Raw genomic sequence first — 15,946 nt, 5'->3', positions numbered from 1 at the left:
CTCCTTCCGCCAGGTCGGTCGCGGCGCAGGTCGTACGGTCCACGAACTTCCGACCAATGGAATCAATGCTGCTACCGACACCTGTCACCCCCCCGGGCCGGCCAAGGACACGTCTGGGGAAAGCGCGATGGTGGATGACCAGCAACGGATAGCGCGCGTTGCTTAACGATCGTTCGCGCAGACACTACGAATAGTACCGTAGCGTAACGATTGTGCTGCCGGCGGAGAGCGCGCATCCGGAGGCAACGCGCACGCGCCTAGATTTCCGCAACAGCACCTGTCCTGAATCGGCTTGATCCCGCCGTTCCCTCCGAAACTTCCCCTTTGCCGCGATTCACGCTAGGGGCGCGGCATGCCCAATCTTTTTCTCGTGATGCTCGGCGGGGCCTTCGGCTCCGCGGCCCGCTACGGCGTTGGCCGGCTGGGCGTCGCCCTGCTCGGTCCGGCCTTCCCCTGGGGGACCCTTGCCGTCAATATCGTCGGCGGCTTCCTGATGGGGCTGCTCGGTGCCGGCCTGATGCGCTTCGGCGAAGCGGCCGAACAGGCACGCCTGCTGCTCGGCGTCGGCGTGCTCGGCGGCTTCACCACCTTCTCCTCCTTCTCGCTCGAGACCTTTGCGATGCTCGAGCGCGGCGACGTTTTCCTGGCCAGCGGCTATGTCCTCGTCTCGGTCCTTGGCGCGATCGGCGCGGTCGCCATCGGCATGACGCTCGCCCGGGCGGTGACGGCATGAGCGGCAGCGAGGACGGCGTCCGCCAGTTCGTCGTCGGCTATGACGATGACGGCATCCGGCTCGATCGCTGGTTCAAGCGGCATCTGCCCGAGGTGAGCTTCAACCTCGTCTCGCGCTGGGCGCGCACCGGGCAGCTCCGTGTCGACGGGTCGCGCGCCACGCCGGGCGACCGCATCGCCGCCGGCCAGCAGATCCGCGTCCCGCCGGCCGAGCCGGCCAAGGCCGCCGCCGCCGCTGCCCCCCGCGCCAAGCGGGCCCCCAAGCCGCTCAGCGAGGAGCAGACGGCGTTCGCGCAGGCGCTGGTGATCCACCGCGACAACGCGGCACTGGTACTCAACAAGCCGCCGGGCCTGGCGACCCAGGGCGGCACCAAGACGTTCGAGCATGTCGACGAACTGCTCGACGGTCTGTGGTTCGAAGCGGAGGGCCGCCCCAAGCTGGTCCACCGGCTGGACAAGGATACCTCAGGCGCGCTGCTCGTCGCCCGCTCGGCGCGCGCCGCGGCGTTCTTCTCCAAGAGCTTCTCCAGCCGCACCGCGCGGAAAATCTACTGGGCGCTGGTGATGGGCGTGCCGGAGATCGAGGACGGCTTCATCGAGCTGCCGATCGGCAAGCAGCCGGGCACCGGCGGCGAAAAGATGCAGGTCGACATGGAAGAGGGCTCGCCCGCCCGCACCCGCTACCGGGTGATCGAGATGGCCGGCAATCGCTGCGCCTGGGTCGAGCTCCAGCCGTTCACCGGCCGCACCCACCAGCTGCGCGTCCACATGGCGGCGATCGGCCATCCGATCGTCGGCGACGGCAAGTACGGGCTGCAGGAAGCGTTCCTCACCGGGGGCATCAGTCGGAAGATGCACCTCCATGCCCGCCGTATTCGCATCGACCATCCCGATGGTGGCCGGATCGACGTGCGCGCCGAGTTGCCGCACCATTTCGCCGAGTCGATGCATACGCTCGGCTTCGACCTGTCGGTGGGCAACGGGCTGGAGATCGACGACGGGCCGCCGCCGATGAGCAAGGAACTGCTCAAGCAGAAGGCCAAGGCCCACGCCAAGAACTACCGCAAGGAACGCCGCGGCGAACGGCGGGGCCGCGGGGAGAAGAAGTGATGGCGGTCGGCAAACAGCCATGAACCGCCTCGCCTTGTTCGATTGCGACGGCACGCTGGTCAACAGCCAGGCGAGCATCTGCCTCGCCATGGAGCATTGCTTCGCCGGCCAGAAGCTGGAGCCGCCTGCCCGCGATGCGATTCGTCGCATCGTGGGGCTCAGCCTGGTCGAGGCGATCGCCCAGCTGCTGCCGGCGGCGGAGGACGACCTCCACCGCCACCTCGCCGAGGAATATAAGCGCGCCTATTTCGCGCTGCGCACCGCCGGCCATATCGAGGACGAGCCGCTCTATGACGGCATCCTCGAGGCGATCGAGACGCTGGACGCGAATGGCTGGCTGCTCGGCGTCGCCACCGGCAAGTCCGATCGCGGGCTGATCCGGGTGCTGGAGGCGCATGGCCTGCGCCAGCGCTTCGTCACGCTGCAGACCGCCGACCGCCACCCGTCCAAGCCGCACCCCTCGATGATCGAGACCGCAATGGCCGAAGCCGGGGCGGCGCCGGAAACGACGGTGATGATCGGCGACACCAGCTTCGACATGGCGATGGCCGTCGCCGCCGGTGCGCATCCCCTGGGTGTTGCATGGGGCTACCACACCCCCCATGATCTCCACGCGGCCGGCGCGGTGCGGGTCGTGGAGCATGCGTCGGCGATCCCGGCGCATCTGGAGGCCCTGTGACTGGAGGCGCTATGACCGACGCCGATCGCCTTGCGCGCAATCGCTATTTTCTGATGATGGGCGCGAACTGCGTCGGCGTGGCCGGCGCGGTGCTGGCGCTGCTGATCCTGGGCCGCGCCAAGACCAACGAGCTGACGATGCTGGGCATCGCGCTGATGCTCGCCTCGTTCTGGTTCATGGCGGCGGTCCCCCGGATGCTCGCCCGCCGCTGGAGGACCCCCCCCGAAGCATGAAACGTTTCTGGAAGACCGTGACGATCGTCGACGGCGCGATCGAACTCGATGGCCGCCCCGTCCGCACCCCTGCCCGCGCCGCACTGACGCTGCCGACGCCGCAGCTGGCCGAGGCGGTGGCGGAGGAATGGCGCAGCGTCGGCGAGGAACTCGATCCCCGCGCCATGCCGCTGACCGGGCTCGCCAACGCGGCGATCGACCAGATCGCGCCGAACCCCGCGCCGTTCGCGGCAGACCTCGCCCGCTACGGCGAGAGCGACCTGCTCTGCTACCGCGCCGAGCTGCCCGAGCCGCTGGTCGCGCGCCAGGCCGCGCAATGGGACCCGCTGCTCGACTGGGCGCGCACCCGCTACGACGTGCATTTTGAGACGACCGCTGGCATCATGCACCGCCCCCAGCCGTCCGCGACGATCGCGCGCCTGCAGGAAGTGGTGGCGGCGCTCGACCCGTTCCGGCTTGCGGCGCTCAGCCCGCTGGTGACGATCAGCGGCTCGCTGGTCGCGGCGCTGGCGCTGCTCGAAGGCGCGTCGGATTGCGAGACGGTGTGGCGCGCTGCCATGCTCGACGAGGACTGGCAGGCGGAGCAATGGGGCGAAGACGACCTCGCCACCCGCGCCCGCAACGTCCGCCGCGCGGATTTCGACGCGGCGGTGCGGTTCCTCAGCCTGCTCTGAAACGCCTCAGAGGACGTCCGATTCCCCGGTGGGATCGCCGCGCTTCATCAGGCCGCGGATGAAGCCGATCAGGCCGGTCTGGCGCGAGCGCTTGAGCCGCTCGGCCTTGAGGATGGTGTGGACCGCCTGGAAGCAGGCATCGGCATCGTCGTTGACCAGGACATAGTCATAGCCGTCCCAGTGGCTCACCTCGTTCGAGGCGCGGGCCATGCGGTGGGCGATCACTTCGGGCGTATCGGTCTGGCGGCCTTCGAGGCGGCGGTGCAGCTCGGCCATCGAGGGCGGCAGGATGAACACGCGGACCACGTCGCCGCCCATCGTCTGGTGGAGCTGCTGCGCACCCTGCCAGTCGATGTCGAACAGCATGTCCCGGCCGGTGGCGAGCACCGCGTCGACCGGGCCCTTGGGCGTGCCGTAGCGATGCTTGAAGACGTGCGCCCATTCGATGAAATGGTGCTGCGAGACCATCTCGCGGAACCGGTCCACGCTGACGAACGTATAGTCGACCCCGTTCACTTCGCCCGGCCGCGGCTCGCGCGTGGTCACCGAGACGGAGACGGCGAGATCGGGTTCGGCTGCCAGCAGCTTGCGGGCGATGGTCGACTTGCCGGCGCCCGAGGGCGAGGAAAGGACAAACAAAACCCCGCGGCGATGGAATCCATGCGGGTCGTTCTGGTGCGAATGGGCCATGCGGGCCTTTGGCGTAGCGGCACCCGGGCCGTCAAGCCCGGGCACCGTTCGCGGCTTACGCGCCGAGGCCCGTATCGGGACCGTGCTCGGTGGTCAGCTTGCGCTTGAGATAGGCCGCGCCCATCGCGCCCGCGCCAAGCACGAACGCTGCCGGCACCACGCGTTTGGCGACTTCCCAGGTCGCAACGCCGACCGCCGCGCCTACTGCGCCGCCCTCGCCGTCGCGCCGGTCGATCTTGCTGCCGATCCAGCCTGCAATCAACTTGCCGATCATCGTCTTCTCCTTCCCCGCAAGAACGGCGGTGCGGCGGCGGCGTTCCCACCGCTCGCCGCGCCCGATCAACGGCCGATCATCGTCTCCGGCTTCACGAACTTATCGAAGGTCGCGCTGTCGACAAGGCCGAGCGCCAGGCCCGATTCCTTGAGGGTAAGGCCCTTCTCGTGGGCGTTCTTGGCGATCTTTGCCGCCGCGTCATAGCCGATGGCGGGCGCGAGCGCGGTGACCAGCATCAGCGAGCGATCGACCAGCTCCTTGATCCGCGCCTCGTTCGCCACCGCACCGTCCACCGCGCGCTCGGCGAAGTTGGTCATGCCCACCGCCATGAGGGTGATCGAGCGCAGCACATTGGCGCCGATCAGCGGCTTGAACACGTTGAGCTCGAAATGGCCCTGCATGCCGCCCACCGTGACCGCCATGTGGTTGCCGATCACCTGGGCCGCGACCATCGTCAGCGACTCGCTCTGGGTTGGGTTGACCTTGCCCGGCATGATCGAGCTGCCCGGCTCGTTCGCCGGCAATTCCAGCTCGCCGAGGCCCGAGCGCGGGCCGGAGCCCAGCAGGCGGATGTCGTTGGCGATCTTGGTGAGCGAGACGGCCAGCGTGTTGCAGACGCCCGACAGGTTCACCAGCTGGTCCTTGGTCGCCAGCATCTCGAACTTGTTGGGCGCCGAGACGAAGGGGAGGCCCGTGATCTTGGCGATCTCCGCCGCCACGTCCTCGGCATAGCCCGGCGGCGAGTTCAGCCCCGTCCCCACCGCCGTGCCGCCCAGCGCGAGCTTGAAGATGTCGAGCTCCAGCACGCTCTGGAACCGCGCCCGCGCCGAGGCGAGCATCGCGACATAGCCGGAAAATTCCTGCCCCAGCGTCAGCGGCGTCGCGTCCTGCAGATGGGTGCGGCCGATCTTGACGATGTGATCCCAGTCGTGCGCCTTGCGGTCGAGCGACGTGTGCAGCCGCTCCAGCGCCGGGAACAGGTCCAGCGTCACTGCACGCGCCGCGGCGATGTGCAGCGCGGTCGGGAAGCTGTCGTTCGACGACTGCGCCATGTTGACGTGATCATTGGGGTGGATCGGGCTCTTGCCGCCACGCTTGCCGGTGAGGATCTCGTTGGCGCGACCGGCGATCACCTCGTTGACGTTCATATTGGTCTGGGTGCCGCTGCCGGTCTGCCAGATCACCAGCGGGAACTGGTCGTCGAGCTTGCCGTCGATCACTTCCTGCGCGACTTGGTCGATCACCTCGGCAATCTTCGGATCGAGCCCGTGCTTCACGTTCACGCGCGCCGCCGCCTGCTTCACAATCGCCTGGGCATGGACGACGCCGATCGGCATCCGCTCCTCGGGCCCGAAGGGGAAATTCTGGATCGATCGCTGGGTCTGGGCGCCCCAATAGGCGTCGGCGGGAACTTCGATCGCGCCGATCGAATCGGTTTCGGTGCGCGTGCCGGTCATGTGCTTCTCCGCTTTGTTTGTGCGCGATGTAGGCCGCCCGCACCGCCCCACAACCCGTACGACCGTCGGCATTTCAGCCGCGCGGCCCAAGCCCCGAGAAACACTTGGTAACTTGCATTCCGGTGAAGGCAGCGCGCAAAGACGCGATGCCACCGGCGACAACAGCCGGGGCAACCGCAGGAGAAGAGCCATGATCCCGTTGATTCTGGGGCTGCTGCTCGCCGCCCCCTTTTCCGAGATCGCGCACCGCGTGCGCATCGTCCATGACAGCGGCCCGGTCCATGCCGACTATCGCATGCGGGTCGACGTCCGCCACCAGCAGCTCGGCGTCGCCGGCCCCGGCGGGCGCGCCTCGACGCTGCGCTGCCGCTGGCATGCCGATCTGGTAGTCGACCGCCAGGCGCGCCATGCCGCCGGCACGCTCCAGCGTGCGCTGCGCCAGGAGAGCGTCGCGGCCGGCAGTCGTCCCGGCTGGTGCACCGCCAACCGCGCGGTGATCGCCAAGGACGTTGCCAGCGCGACCAAGGACATGCGAGGCGCGGTCGAAGCGCTGGCCGGCCAGGATGCCGAGACGCTGCGCGCCGAACTCGATCACATAGGACGTGTACACACCTGATGCGTATCCCCATTGCCGCTGCCGCCGTTGTCGCGCTCGCCCTTCCGCTCGCCGCACAGGCCCAGGTGCTGCCCAAGGTTTCGGGAGGCGTCGAGCTTTCGACGGACGAGAGCCGCCGCGGCCTCAGCTGGAGCGAGAACCAGCTCAGCGCCTCGGGCGACCTCTCCGCCGGCATCCTCGGCTTCGACGCTTCGGCGCGGGTGGCGATGGTGCGCGAATCGAGCCGGCACGCGGGTGCCGACACGGTGGTCGACTTGGAAGCCGGGCACGGCTTCGACATCGGCGCGTTCAAGCTGCGCGGCTTCGTCACCGGCCATGTCTTCACCGGCGCGGCGCGGGCCATGGACTATGTGGAAGTCGGCGCGGACGGCAAATTCTCGCTCGGCCCGCTGCAGGTGAACGGCGGCGCGGTCTACGCACCGGACCAGGGGCCGATCGGCGGCGACAATCTGTATCTGCACGCGGGCGCGGCAGTGGGCATTCCCTCGACGCCGTTCACCGTGTCCGGTTCGGTCGGCCACACGACGGGCAGCACCGACGACCTCCGCGCCGCGCGGCTGCGCCCTACCGGGGACTATACCGATTGGCGGATCGGCGTGGAGCACGTCACCGGGCCGCTGACGCTCGGCGTCGATTACGTCGGGACCGACATCGACACCAACCGCGCGGTGGCCTCGCCCTATGCGGACCTGCAGCACAGCGGCAACCGCGTGCTGGGGCGCGCGCGGCTTTCGTTCTGAGGTCTCAGATCCTCCCGCACTAAATCCCCCCTCCCGCCTGCGGGAGGGGATGGGGGAGGGTGTGACGTGGAGATTCTTTCTGAACCGGCGTCGCCCGCTACCCTCACACACCTCCCCTGACCCCTCCCGCAAGCGGGAGGGGGATTTAGAAGAAGAAGCGGGCGTCCAAGCCGCTACCGCTGCTCGGCGCCGGGCACCGCCACATCGGCCACCGCCGTCGCCTCGTGCCCGCTGGCGAAGTGGAGCGTCAGCGGCACCTTCTCGCCGGCATGGACATTGGGCACCAGCCCGAACAGCATGACATGCTTGCCGCCCGGCGCGAACTTCACCTCGGAGCCGACCGGCAGGTCGAGGCTGGCGAGCTGGGTCATCTTCGCCATGCCCGTGCCATCCTTGGTGCTCTCGTGAATTTCGGCCTTGTCCGCCGCGCGAGTCGAGACGCTGACCAGCGTCTCCGCCTCGCGGCCGCCATGCAGCGTGAAATACGCCGCCCCTGGCTGGCCCGCCACCGCGGGCAGCCGAATCCAAGCGCCATCGACCTTTACGCCATCCGCCTGGGGCGAACACGCCCCCAGCCCCAGAACCGCTACAAGTCCCGCCAGAGTGCGCATTCGGCATCCTCCCTCTTTGATTTGGGAAATCTTGTAGAAACCCGGGCGTCTTGCGGCAAGGCACGACGCACCTATATCCCCCCTCGGACATCTGGACGGCGGTCGCCTCTTCTGGGGCCGGCATCCGGATAACGCTTATGAACCCTTTTGTTTCGATTGTGGGGGCCAACGAGGACCATGGCTAAAGTTATCGGTATCGACCTGGGCACGACCAACAGCTGCGTTGCTGTGATGGAAGGCGGCAAGCCCAAGGTCATCGAAAATGTCGAAGGCGCACGCACCACGCCGTCGATCGTCGCCTTCGCCAAGGATGGCGAGCGTCTGATCGGCCAGCCGGCCAAGCGCCAGGCGGTGACCAACCCGGACAACACCATCTTCGCAGTGAAGCGCCTGATCGGCCGCCGCTTCGACGACCCCGTGACCAAGAAGGACACCGAGCTGGTGCCCTACACGATCGCGCGCGGCACGAACGGCGATGCGTGGGTCAAGGCCGGCGGCGAGGAATACAGCCCGTCGCAGATCTCGGCCTTCATCCTGCAGAAGATGAAGGAAACCGCCGAGTCGTATCTCGGCGAGAGCGTGACGCAGGCGGTGATCACCGTTCCGGCGTACTTCAACGACGCCCAGCGCCAGGCGACCAAGGACGCCGGCAAGATCGCGGGCCTCGAAGTGCTGCGCATCATCAACGAGCCGACGGCGGCGGCGCTCGCCTATGGCCTCGACAAGGACAACAACAAGACCATCGTGGTCTATGACCTTGGCGGCGGCACCTTCGACATCTCCGTGCTGGAAATCGGCGACGGCGTGTTCGAAGTGAAGGCGACGAACGGCGACACCTTCCTCGGCGGCGAGGATTTCGACAACAAGATCGTCGATTACCTGGCCGACCAGTTCAAGAAGAAGGAAGGCCTCGACCTCCGCACCGACAAGCTGGCGCTGCAGCGGCTGAAGGAATCGGCCGAGAAGGCGAAGATCGAGCTGTCGTCGGCTGCGACGACCGAGATCAACCTGCCCTTCATCACCGCCCGCATGGAAGGTGGCGCGACCACCCCGCTGCACCTGGTGGAGACGATTACCCGCGCCGATCTGGAGCGTCTGGTCGATGATCTGATCAAGCGCACCCTCGAGCCGTGCCGCAAGGCGCTGGCCGATGCGGGCGTCAAGGCCGAGGCGATCGACGAAGTCGTGCTGGTCGGCGGCATGACCCGCATGCCCAAGGTACGTCAGGTCGTGAAGGACTTCTTCGGCAAGGAGCCCCACACCGGCGTGAACCCGGACGAAGTCGTCGCCATTGGTGCTGCGATCCAGGCCGGCGTGCTCCAGGGCGACGTCAAGGACGTGCTGCTGCTCGACGTGACCCCGCTGTCGCTGGGCATTGAGACGCTGGGCGGCGTGTTCACCCGCATGATCGACCGCAACACCACGATCCCGACCAAGAAGTCGCAGGTCTATTCCACCGCTGACGACAATCAGCAGGCGGTGACGATCCGTGTCTTCCAGGGCGAGCGCGAGATGGCGGCCGACAACAAGATGCTCGGCCAGTTCGACCTGGTCGGCATCCCGCCGGCGCCGCGCGGCGTGCCGCAGATCGAAGTCACCTTCGACATCGACGCGAACGGCATCGTCAACGTGTCCGCCAAGGACAAGGGCACCGGCAAGGAGCAGCAGATCCGCATCCAGGCCTCGGGTGGTCTGAACGACTCCGACATCGAGCAGATGGTGCGCGATGCCGAGAAGTTCGCCGAAGAGGACAAGAAGCGTCGTGCCGCGGCCGAAGCCAAGAACAACGCCGAGAGCCTCGTCCACACCACCGAGCGTCAGCTCGCCGAAAATGGCGACAAGGTCGACGCGGCGCTGAAGGGCGAGATCGAGGCGGCGATCGCCGAGACCAAGTCGGCGATCGAGAGCGGCGATGCCGATGCGATGACCGCCAAGGCGCAGGATCTCGCCCAGGTGGCGATGAAGCTCGGCCAGGCGATCTACGAGAAGCAGGCTGCCGAAAGCGCCTCGCCGAACGCAGCCGGCGCCGCCCCGGGCGGCGAAGCCGGGCACGAGGAAGTGGTCGACGCCGAGTTCTCGGAAGTGGACGACAACAAGGCGTAACGGATGCCCCTCCCTCTCCCCACTGGGGAGAGGGCCGGGGAACGGGGGAGCGGGCCCGGTCGATGCTATTCGGCATCGGCAGAGTCTCTCCCCCTGTCCCCTGATGGGGAGAGGGCTTGCTGGATGACCACCGAAGTCGATTATTACGAACTGCTCGAAATCGAGCGCACCGCGGACGACGCGACGATCAAATCGTCCTACCGCAAGCTCGCGATGAAATATCACCCGGACAAGAATGCCGGGTGCAAGGATTCCGAGGCGAAGTTCAAGGCGATCAGCGAAGCCTATGACTGCCTGAAGGATCCCCAGAAGCGCGCAGCCTATGACCGCTTCGGCCATGCCGCGTTCCAGAACGGCGGCGGCGGCGGCCATCATGGCGGCCAGGGCGATTTCGGCGCGTTCAGCGACATTTTCGAAAGCGTGTTCGGCGAATTCATGGGCGGCGGCGCGCGTGGCGGCGGCCGGCCCCAGCGGCGTGGCGCGGACCTGCGCTACGACATGGAAATCTCGCTCGAACAGGCGTTCCACGGCCATTCGACCGACATCACCATCGACGTCTCCGGCCCCTGCGACAGCTGCCATGGCTCGGGCGCCACGCCCGGCACCAAGGCCAAGACCTGCACCACCTGCGCCGGCCACGGCAAGGTGCGCGCGCAGCAGGGCTTCTTCATGGTCGAGCGCACCTGCCCCGCCTGCCATGGCGCCGGCGAGGTGATCGCGGAGCCCTGCCGCACCTGCCGCGGCGAGGGCCGGACGGACAAGACCAAGACGCTCAAGATCGAGATTCCGCCCGGCGTCGACGAAGGCACCCGCATCCGCCTGACCGGCGAAGGCGAGGCCGGTGCGCGCGGGGCGCCCGCGGGCGATCTCTACATCTTCCTCCACGTGACGCGCCATTCGCTTTACGAGCGCCAAGGCACGACGCTGTACGCCAATGCGCCGATCAGCTTCACCACGGCGGCACTGGGCGGCGAGATCCGCATCCCAGGGCTCGACGGCGAGGAACATGTGATCAAGATCCACGCCGGCACCCAGTCCGGCCGCGAGATGCGCCATCGCGGCGCCGGCATGCCGGTGCTCCAGGGTCGCGGCCGCGGCGACCTGGTCGTCCGGCTGGAGGTGGAGACGCCGACCAAGCTCAGCGGCCGCCAGCGCGAACTGCTCGAGGAATTCCGCAAGACCGAAACGGGCGAGGAATGCCCGCAGTCGAGCGGGTTTTTCGCCAAGCTGAAGGCGGCGCTCGGTTGATGCCGGGCGCCACTCTCGCATGACCCCGCGCGAACTGCTCGACACCGCCGACGTCCCCGGCGGCGAACCGCTGCGGCTGTTCCGCCGGGGCGACGATCACATGATCGTGCTCGAACGCAACGAGCTGATGAACAGCCGGATGAGCGGTTCGGAAGAAGCGCTGGCGGTGATGACGCTCGAACGGCTCGGCAAGCGCGAGGCGCGGGTGCTGATCGGCGGCTATGGCATGGGCTTCACGCTGCGCGCCGCGCTGGCGGTGCTGGGCGACAATGCCAAGGTGACGGTGGCCGAACTGGTCCCCAAGATCGTCGACTGGGCGCGCGGGCCGATGGCGGCGCTCACCGATGGCTGCCTCGACGATCCGCGCGTGAAGGTGGTGTTCGACGATGTCGGGCGGGTGATCGCCGACGGCCAGAACGCCTATGACGCGATCCTGCTCGACGTCGACAACGGCCCCGACGGACTGACGCGGGTGGGCAACGACAGCCTCTATTCGATGCGCGGGCTCGATTCCGCGCGCAAGGCGCTGCGCCCCGGCGGCATCCTCGCGGTATGGTCGGCGGCGCCCGATGCACCCTTCGCCCGCCGGATGCGCGACAGCGACTTCCAGGTAGAGGAAGTCGCGGTGCGCGCCCGCCAGAACGGCAAGGGCCCGCGGCACGTCATCTGGTTCGGCAGGCGGCGGTGAGCCGAGCGCCGGCATAAACACTCCAGACTTGGTTTCTCCCGATCCGATAAAGCTCTGGTGCTCCTGCGAAAGCAGGAGCCTAGGGCCAAGTGTACCGGCCAAGCCACCCTGGGCTCCTGCTTTCGCAGGAGCCCAGGTCACCGCGATTCTCCCAGGCTGCTGGTCAGCTTCCGCCCACTAGGGGACATCGGCCTGCCGCTGCATATGGATGCAGTGAAGCAGCTTCTCACCCTGTCGGCCGCACTCGGCTTCGCAAGCTGCGCAGCGGCCCCTTCCACCGAGGGCAGGTCCATTTCAAAAGAGAAGGCGATAAAGCTTGCGATAGAACAGAAATGCGGGATGCTTAGCCGCACTGCTCGTTCTCGGCAGGAAAACTTTGCGTCCGACACCGCAACAGTGGTCCGGGACCGCATCGGTTATGCCGCAAAGGTCAGCTTCAAAGGAAATATGGTCGAGAACTGGCGAGGTCGATCGAAGAAGACTGCTATGTCGGATGGACAATTACAGGACCGCTTCCCACCAACTCTTTGCCATTTCCACTGGTGACCCACCTTCGAATCAAGGCGCTCTATTGGCCATTACCCAGTTATGACCATTCAATCCAGATGCAAGGAGCAAACAACGAAATTTACATGAACCTCCGCATATTAATACGCGGCTTAAGGAATTTGGAATGTTCTTTGAAAAACTAAATGGTTTGCTTATGCTATCATTCCATGAGCGCTGCCCGCGCGAGATCGACGCGGTTTAGCGCTGCGCAATTTTCGCGTGCTAGCTGAATGTAAAACTCGCCGTCTAAAGTGGGTTGAAACCTGATCTCGCCGAGGTCGATAAAGCCTAGCGCACGCAGGTCATAGATCAGTAAACGAAAGCTGTTGGGTGTGAATGCCCATACGTGCGTATCTCGATACTGTTCTGCCGCCGCCAGCGACGCTGCTTTCGCCTCCCCGGCGGAGTGGATGAGTTCTGGCATCCCAACTCGACCACCGACCCAGCAGATGTCGCCGCCAAGTGCTGACGCATTAATAACCATTTCAGCGAGCGCGCCAGGCGTCGGCTGCTTAGATCCCATAGAGTCAATCACGCGAGCGAGCGAACTCTGCGGACGGTAGTAATCGAAGCAATAACGTTTGTCTGGGACCGCAAGCGCCAATACTCCGCCGTGATCTAGAATATTTGAGCAGTCCTGCAGAAATGATATTATGCAAGGCACATGCTCAATTACATGCGACGCTACAACCCAGTCGAACCGATCGTCACCGATGAGTTGCGAGTAACTGGTTCCATCCCATACAAAATCTATCTCTGGCACGCGACTGGTGTCTACGCCATCCGCCGCAAACTTCCTACACAGCGTTTCGCGATCGGTATGGTCTAGATGCTTAACGTTAGCGCCATTCGTCAATGGGTTGTAGCCTCCGCCGATCTCTAATCCGCGGGCAAAGAGGTTCAAACCAAACAATATTTTTTGAGTACGCATAGTGTCGAACTAGCCTCGCGAGCTGAGCGTGCCGATCCCTCCGCGGCATTTGAACCCAGTTGCAACTCCCCATGACCGACTGCGGTTTCATCTCGTGCGGCTTTAGACGGCAGCTTCCCACCAAACGCAGCCGCTCAGGGCCTCGCTGCGTCCAAACTTCCACCCGGTCATCCCGTCTGCGGAACGACATCCCCGCCTCGTGCATTCCGAAGGGCGCATGTATCCAGAAGGAAGTCCGACGATGTCCGATACGCCCGAAACCACCAGCCTGCTCGTCACCGCCCGCGTCGATGGGCTCAAGGTGCGCAGCCGTGACGGCGATTCGCTGGGACAGGTCCAGGCGTTCATGGTCGAGAAGGGCACCGGCCACACGCTCTATGCGGTGCTCAGCCTCGGCGGCTTCCTCGGCATGGGAAAGAGCTATTACCCCCTGCCCTTCGAGCTGATCTCCTATGACGCGACCGGCGACGACTATGTTGTCACGATCGACCGCCGCGTGCTCGAAGGCGGCCCGAGCTGGGCGAGCAACGCGCCGGAGTTCACCCAGGCCTATGCGGACCGCGTGTCCAACTACTACGGCCTCTCCGCCGCGCGCGTGGACCGCGTGCCGCTGGATTGATCGCCTAGCGCCCGCATCTCGGGAGAGCGTTTCCTCCCCCGCCAGGGGGAGGAACCACTGGAAAAGCCGCCGGGGTACGCCCTCACCCTCGCCGGAGGCGCTTGGCGATCCCCTCCGCGCCCAGCCGCCGTACCGCGCGCTTGGCCAGCGCCACGCCGCCGTCGAACCCCGCCAGCGCCGCGATCAGCATCCGGTTGGCCAGCGTCGGCCGCAGCAGCATCAGGTCGACGCACGCCACCCCGCCGCTCGCCATCTGGCGCTTGTGCTGCCCCTCGCCCTCGGTGAAGTCGAACGAGGCGAAGCGGCCCTCGGCAAACAGGTCGCGTAGCGCCGCCAGCTGCAGCACCGCGCCCGGCGACAGTGCCGCGAAATCCGGGTCATGTCCGACATGGGCGTAGACCAGCGTGTCCCCCACTGCCGGGCAGCAGAGATAGGCCACCGGCCGCCCCTCCAGCAGCAGCAGCCACGCGCGCACCGCCTCCGCTTCGGCCAGCCGCTGCAGCGCCGCCAGGTCCTCCGGCAATCCGGCCCCCAGCAGCCGCTCCTGATAGGTTCGCACCGAGAGTGCGCGGGCGAGCGGGTGGAAGTCGGCCATCTCCGCCGGCGTGCGATAGCAGCGCACCTCGCCGCCGAGCCGCTTGGCCTTGCGCTTGAGCCCCTGCCGGGTGTTCGCCGACAGCCCGGCGAACCACGCGTCGAACCCCAGCGACAGGTCGATGTAGAAGCGCGTGTAGCGTTGCCGGACGAACCCCAGCATCCCGCCACCCAGCAGCGCCTTGCACTGCGCCTCGGGCAGCGAAGTCACCAGATAGCCCTGCGCCTCGGACGGCAGCGGCGGCAGCGTGGCACAGCAGCCCGCCCGCGCCTCGGCCAGGGTCAGCGGCACGCGCGCCAGCCGTCGGCGCACCGACGCCAGCGTCCGCGCGCCGACCATGAAGCGCAGCGCCACATTCTGCGCTGCGCTCACCCCGCCCGCTCCTCTATGAGGTTGGACCAGAGCTGCTCGGCCTGGCGCAGCCGGGTGCGCAGCAGGCTGGGGGCGAGCGGCGCGTCGTCCTGGCCGAGCGCCAGCGCGGGCCGGTCGGCGAAATGCGCGGTCGGCAGTTGGTCGCGCCGCGCCGCCAGCATCCGGCACAGCGCCTCGAAGCGGCGAACATGCACGGCGTTGGGCCGGGTGCCCGCGCGGTTGGCCAGCTCGAAGCCATGGCTGACGATCGTCACCGCGGCATGGCGCGCGGCCACCGCATGGTCGAGCGCGGCGCGCATCTCGCGCTGCGACAGCGCGCAGATCTGGAAATGGCGCAGCCGGGTGCCCGCATCGATCAGCGTCACCGGCACTTCGATCAGCCCCTGGTGCAACACCGGCGCGATCCGGCGCGGCGACAGGCCGATGCCGCTCGGCCAGGGATGTTCGGAACCGTTGTGGCTCGAATCATAGGCAAAGCCTTCCGCCGCCAGCGCGGCGAGCGTCGCGTCGTTGGCCGAATAGCTGCCGCCGCGGAAGGCGATCGGCGGCGGGGCTCCCGCCTCGATCAGCAGCGCCCGGGCCTGGCGGATCAGCGCGCGTTGCTCCTCGGCGCCGTAATCGACAAGGTCGAACCGCGCCGGCATCTTCGCGCGATCCGACGCGCTCGCCCCGGTCCAGTTGGGGTGGAGATGCAGCTGCACCTCCTGCCCCGCCGCACGGATCGCCCGCACCACCGCCGCGATCGGCGCGAGGCCATGGACCAGCGCCGGCATCGGATCGACGAAGAAGCAGGCCTTGAGCCCATGCGCCGCCAGCCGTTCGAGCTGCCAGCCCACGCCGACCCCGGCCGGCTCGAACGAGCGCCCCGCCATCTCCGCCAGATCGAGCCCGGCGACGTGGTGGCGCCACATCAGCTCGGTATCGATCGTCAGGAAGACTTGGGTGGGCATGCAGGCGCGTCTCGCAAGCGTCCCGGAGACGGGGACCATCGTCCCCGTCCTACCCCCACCGGCGTGAAGAAATGG

The 15,946-nt window shown here is 67.0% G+C and carries 19 protein-coding genes; 12 read left to right on the top strand and 7 right to left on the bottom strand.

Annotated elements, in window-relative coordinates; translation table 11 throughout:
* Window positions 1-352: 352 nt before the first annotated feature.
* Genes crcB through ACTJKY_RS06220 form a run of 5 tightly spaced genes read left to right on the top strand, consistent with a single transcriptional unit; the run spans window position 353 to window position 3,428 of the window.
* Window positions 353-733: a fluoride efflux transporter CrcB gene (gene crcB, locus ACTJKY_RS06240; protein WP_440844878.1), complete on the top strand. Its 381-nt coding sequence runs from the start codon at window positions 353-355 to the stop codon at window positions 731-733.
* Window positions 730-1,842, top strand: coding sequence for an RluA family pseudouridine synthase (locus ACTJKY_RS06235; protein ID WP_440844877.1), 1,113 nt, complete (start codon window positions 730-732; stop codon window positions 1,840-1,842). The genes crcB and ACTJKY_RS06235 overlap by 4 nt, the downstream gene beginning before the upstream one ends.
* A gap of 19 nt (window positions 1,843-1,861) precedes the next feature.
* Window positions 1,862-2,521, top strand: coding sequence for an HAD-IA family hydrolase (locus ACTJKY_RS06230; RefSeq protein WP_440844876.1), 660 nt, complete (start codon window positions 1,862-1,864; stop codon window positions 2,519-2,521).
* An 11-nt stretch (window positions 2,522-2,532) separates the two neighbouring features.
* On the top strand, window positions 2,533-2,754 hold the full coding sequence (locus ACTJKY_RS06225; RefSeq protein ID WP_313535850.1) for a hypothetical protein: 222 nt from the start codon (window positions 2,533-2,535) through the stop codon (window positions 2,752-2,754).
* Window positions 2,751-3,428, top strand: coding sequence for an ATP12 family chaperone protein (locus ACTJKY_RS06220; RefSeq protein WP_440844874.1), 678 nt, complete (start codon window positions 2,751-2,753; stop codon window positions 3,426-3,428). Before ACTJKY_RS06225 ends, ACTJKY_RS06220 begins: the two co-directional genes overlap by 4 nt.
* A 6-nt stretch (window positions 3,429-3,434) precedes the next feature.
* Here the strand turns inward: ACTJKY_RS06220 and gmk are convergent, their stop codons facing one another.
* The 3 genes from gmk to fumC form a co-directional block, all read right to left on the bottom strand.
* Window positions 3,435-4,118, bottom strand: a complete 684-nt coding sequence (gene gmk / locus ACTJKY_RS06215; protein ID WP_440844873.1) for a guanylate kinase — start codon at window positions 4,116-4,118, stop codon at window positions 3,435-3,437.
* Window positions 4,119-4,173: 55 nt separating this feature from the next.
* Window positions 4,174-4,392, bottom strand: coding sequence for a hypothetical protein (locus ACTJKY_RS06210; protein WP_440844871.1), 219 nt, complete (start codon window positions 4,390-4,392; stop codon window positions 4,174-4,176).
* Window positions 4,393-4,457: 65 nt separating this feature from the next.
* Window positions 4,458-5,849: a class II fumarate hydratase gene (gene fumC, locus ACTJKY_RS06205; protein ID WP_440844870.1), complete on the bottom strand. Its 1,392-nt coding sequence runs from the start codon at window positions 5,847-5,849 to the stop codon at window positions 4,458-4,460.
* 190 nt (window positions 5,850-6,039) lie between these two features.
* Here fumC and ACTJKY_RS06200 point away from each other — a divergent pair, with 190 nt between their 5' ends.
* Together ACTJKY_RS06200 and ACTJKY_RS06195 are read left to right on the top strand one after the other, a co-directional pair.
* Window positions 6,040-6,465 (top strand): hypothetical protein, encoded by a 426-nt coding sequence (locus ACTJKY_RS06200; RefSeq protein ID WP_440844869.1) that lies wholly within the window; start codon window positions 6,040-6,042, stop codon window positions 6,463-6,465.
* On the top strand, window positions 6,465-7,205 hold the full coding sequence (locus ACTJKY_RS06195) for a TorF family putative porin (RefSeq protein WP_440844867.1): 741 nt from the start codon (window positions 6,465-6,467) through the stop codon (window positions 7,203-7,205). Before ACTJKY_RS06200 ends, ACTJKY_RS06195 begins: the two co-directional genes overlap by 1 nt.
* A gap of 173 nt (window positions 7,206-7,378) precedes the next feature.
* Here the strand turns inward: ACTJKY_RS06195 and ACTJKY_RS06190 are convergent, their stop codons facing one another.
* Entirely contained in the window at window positions 7,379-7,816 is a 438-nt protein-coding gene (locus tag ACTJKY_RS06190; protein WP_440844866.1) for a copper chaperone PCu(A)C, read from the bottom strand.
* A gap of 177 nt (window positions 7,817-7,993) precedes the next feature.
* On the opposite strand from ACTJKY_RS06190, the gene dnaK reads away from it, so the two are divergent.
* The 4 genes from dnaK to ACTJKY_RS06170 all read left to right on the top strand — a co-directional run bounded on the left by dnaK (window position 7,994) and on the right by ACTJKY_RS06170 (window position 12,401).
* A complete protein-coding gene (dnaK, locus tag ACTJKY_RS06185) occupies window positions 7,994-9,919 on the top strand; it encodes a molecular chaperone DnaK (RefSeq protein WP_440844865.1) in 1,926 nt (641 codons plus the stop codon).
* Window positions 9,920-10,042: 123 nt separating this feature from the next.
* Window positions 10,043-11,167 (top strand): molecular chaperone DnaJ, encoded by a 1,125-nt coding sequence (gene dnaJ / locus ACTJKY_RS06180; RefSeq protein ID WP_440844863.1) that lies wholly within the window; start codon window positions 10,043-10,045, stop codon window positions 11,165-11,167.
* Window positions 11,168-11,186: 19 nt separating this feature from the next.
* A complete protein-coding gene (locus ACTJKY_RS06175) occupies window positions 11,187-11,855 on the top strand; it encodes a spermidine synthase (RefSeq protein ID WP_440844862.1) in 669 nt (222 codons plus the stop codon).
* Window positions 11,856-12,059: 204 nt separating this feature from the next.
* The gene (locus tag ACTJKY_RS06170; RefSeq protein ID WP_440844861.1) at window positions 12,060-12,401 is read left to right on the top strand and encodes a hypothetical protein; all 342 of its coding nucleotides are present in this window, start codon (window positions 12,060-12,062) and stop codon (window positions 12,399-12,401) included.
* Window positions 12,402-12,564: 163 nt separating this feature from the next.
* Here the strand turns inward: ACTJKY_RS06170 and ACTJKY_RS06165 are convergent, their stop codons facing one another.
* Window positions 12,565-13,335, bottom strand: coding sequence for a methyltransferase domain-containing protein (locus ACTJKY_RS06165; RefSeq protein WP_440844860.1), 771 nt, complete (start codon window positions 13,333-13,335; stop codon window positions 12,565-12,567).
* A 241-nt stretch (window positions 13,336-13,576) separates the two neighbouring features.
* On the opposite strand from ACTJKY_RS06165, the gene ACTJKY_RS06160 reads away from it, so the two are divergent.
* Window positions 13,577-13,954: a PRC-barrel domain-containing protein gene (locus ACTJKY_RS06160; RefSeq protein WP_440844859.1), complete on the top strand. Its 378-nt coding sequence runs from the start codon at window positions 13,577-13,579 to the stop codon at window positions 13,952-13,954.
* Window positions 13,955-14,036: 82 nt separating this feature from the next.
* Here the strand turns inward: ACTJKY_RS06160 and ACTJKY_RS06155 are convergent, their stop codons facing one another.
* Complete coding sequence (locus ACTJKY_RS06155; protein WP_440844858.1) at window positions 14,037-14,921, bottom strand: GNAT family N-acetyltransferase; 885 nt, start codon at window positions 14,919-14,921, stop codon at window positions 14,037-14,039.
* A complete protein-coding gene (locus ACTJKY_RS06150; RefSeq protein ID WP_440844857.1) occupies window positions 14,918-15,871 on the bottom strand; it encodes a polysaccharide deacetylase in 954 nt (317 codons plus the stop codon). The genes ACTJKY_RS06155 and ACTJKY_RS06150 overlap by 4 nt, the downstream gene beginning before the upstream one ends.
* Between the last annotated feature and the right edge of the window lie 75 nt (window positions 15,872-15,946).

Origin of the sequence: Sphingomonas sp. 22176 (assembly GCF_052045505.1) — a bacterium.
In the GTDB taxonomy this organism is placed as follows: domain Bacteria; phylum Pseudomonadota; class Alphaproteobacteria; order Sphingomonadales; family Sphingomonadaceae; genus Sphingomonas.
The sequence above is the reverse complement of the archived record's forward strand: the minus strand, read 5'-3'. Positions and strand labels throughout refer to the sequence as shown.